Source organism: Nocardia sp. NPDC050710 (assembly GCF_040654375.1).
Classification (GTDB): Bacteria; Actinomycetota; Actinomycetes; order Mycobacteriales; family Mycobacteriaceae; genus Nocardia.
In genome coordinates this window covers 1-2,598 of sequence record NZ_JBFAHV010000063.1, presented here as the reverse complement: position 1 = coordinate 2,598, position 2,598 = coordinate 1, and the positions used below count along the sequence as shown (strand labels likewise).

At 65.8% G+C, this 2,598-nt stretch carries 1 protein-coding gene; it reads right to left on the bottom strand.

Annotated elements, in window-relative coordinates; all coding sequences use genetic code 11:
• Nucleotides 1-2,598: condensation domain-containing protein (locus AB0H61_RS38980; protein WP_357313964.1), on the bottom strand; the 2,598-nt coding region annotated here is incomplete at both ends.

Genomic DNA, 2,598 nt, shown 5'->3' with positions numbered 1-2,598 from the left:
CGAAATCAAATACCGGGCAAGACGATTCACCCGCGCATCCAACTCCGCATACGTCAGCTGCGCACCATCATCGGACACCAACGCAACGGCCTTCGAATCAGAGGCCACCGACGCATCCAACAACGACACCAACGTCGCCTCGGAATCCACCGCGTGCCGAGTCGCATTGCGGCCGACCAGCAGCTCATCGCGCTCAGCGGCCTGGAGCAGCTCGATATCGCCCACCGCGGTCCGCGGCGCGGCGACGATCGTGCCGAGCAGTCGGGTGAATCGGTCGGCGAACCCCTGCACCGTGGCACGGTCGAAAAGGTCTGCGGCGTAGGTGAAGAAGCCGCCGATACCCGCCGGAGCCCCGTCGGTGTCGTAACTATCGGCCACGATCAGATGCAGATCGAACTGCGACAGCTGCCGGTCGGCGTCGAGTCCGGCGACGGTGAGGCCGGGCAATTCCAGCGCGGCCTGGGCCAGGTTCTGGAACGACAGACCCACCTGGAACAGCGGATGCCGTGCCGTCGACCGCACCGGGTTGAGCACCTCGACCAGCCGCTCGAACGGGACATCGGCATGGGCGAAGGCCTGGATGTCGGTCTCCCGCTGGCGCGCGAGGAGTTCGGTGAACTCCGCGCCCGACTCGACCCGGGTGCGGAATACCAGGGTGTTGACGAACATACCGATCAGATCGTCCAGCGCCGCCTCGCCGCGGCCCGCCATGGGCGTACCGATCGCGATGTCCTCGGTCCCGGACAGCCGGGCCAGCAGCACCGCGAGCGCGGTGTGCACGACCATGAACAGCGTCGCGCCCTCGGACCGCGCCAGCTCGGCCAGTGCCCGGTGGGTTGCCGCGTCGATACGCAACTCCACCTTGCCGCCCGCGAAGGACTGCACCGCGGGCCGTGGCCGATCCGACGGCAGATCCAGCTGGTCGGGCAGGTCGGCGAGCGCCTGCCGCCAGTAGGTGACCTGTTTGGTCGCCAGCGATTCCGGATCGTCCTCGCTGCCGAGCAGTTCACGCTGCCAGATGCTGTAATCCGCGTACTGCACCGCCAGCGGGGCCCAATTCGGGGCCACACCATTGGCACGGGTCACGTAGGCGGTCATCAGATCGCGGGTCAGCGGACCGGCCGACGAACCGTCACCGGAAATATGGTGCACGACCATGGCGAGTACGAATTCGTCGGCGGCGTCAGCGATCTCGAACAGGAAGGCGCGGACCGGGACCTCGGTGGTGACGTCGAAGATCGTCGAAATCAGCTCGTTCACGGCCGCTTCGACCTCGTCGGCGCCGATGGTCCGGACCGCGAGCGTCGGGACATCTGCCTGGCCCGGCGACAGGATGACCTGTACCGGACCGTCTTCGGTCTGCGGATAGACCGTGCGCAGGATCTCGTGCCTGGCGATGATATCGGCGAATGCCCGCCGGAGTGCGTCGGTATCGAGGTCACCGGTCAGCCGGATGGCGACGGGGATGTTGTAGGCCGCCGACTGGGTGTCGAACCGGTTCAGGAACCACATCCGCTGCTGCGCCAGCGACAGCGGAATACGGTCCGGCCGTGGGCCCGCGACCAGTGCCCGACGCCCTCCGGCACCGGCGTACTGCTCCGCCTTGACGGCCAGACCGGCAACGGACGATGCCTCGAACAGAGCCCGGACCGGTACGCGTGCGTCGAGCGCCGCGCCGATCCGCGCGGCAACCTGGGTGGCCAGCAATGAATTACCACCCAAGGCGAAGAAATCATCATCCGCGCCGACCCGCTCCACACCGAGAACATCGGCGAACACCTGAGCGACGATCTCCTCGATCGGAGTCGAGGGCGCACGGAACGCCTGAACCTCGAACTCCGGCTCCGGCAACGCCTTCCGATCCAACTTGCCGTTGACATTCAACGGCAAAGCATCCAAAACGACGAACGCCGACGGAACCATATACGACGGCAAACCGGCGACCAGGGCAGACTTCACCTGCGCCACATCGACGTCCGTGTCCGCCACGAGATAGGCGACCAGGCGGTCTCCGGTACGCGGGTCGGACTTGGCGAGGACCGCGGCCTGCGTGATCTGCGGCAACGCCAACAGCGCGGCCTCGATCTCACCCAACTCGATACGGAACCCACGAATCTTCACCTGGAAATCGGTACGGCCCCGATAGTCCAGCTCACCATTGGCATTCCACGCCACCAAGTCACCGGTGCGATACATCCGAGCACCCGGCTCGAACGGGTTGGCCACGAACCGATCCGAGGTCAGGTCGGCACGCCCGAAATAGCCCCGCGCCAACTGCGCACCGGCCAGATACAACTCACCCGACACACCCACCGGCACCGGACGCAACCGCGCATCCAGCACATAGACCTGGCTGTTCCACTCCGGACCACCGATCGACACCGACAGGTTATCGGCAGCGCTCACCCGATGGCTGGTAATCGACACCGCCGCCTCGGTCGGACCATACAAATTGAACAACTCAACCCGCGGATACTCCCGCAAGAACCGCTGCGCCAAAGCAGCGGGCAACGCCTCACCGATCGCCAAGACCCGCCACAACGAGGCAGGCAATTCCCCACCACTGAGCAGGGCATCGAGCATCGACGGCACCACATG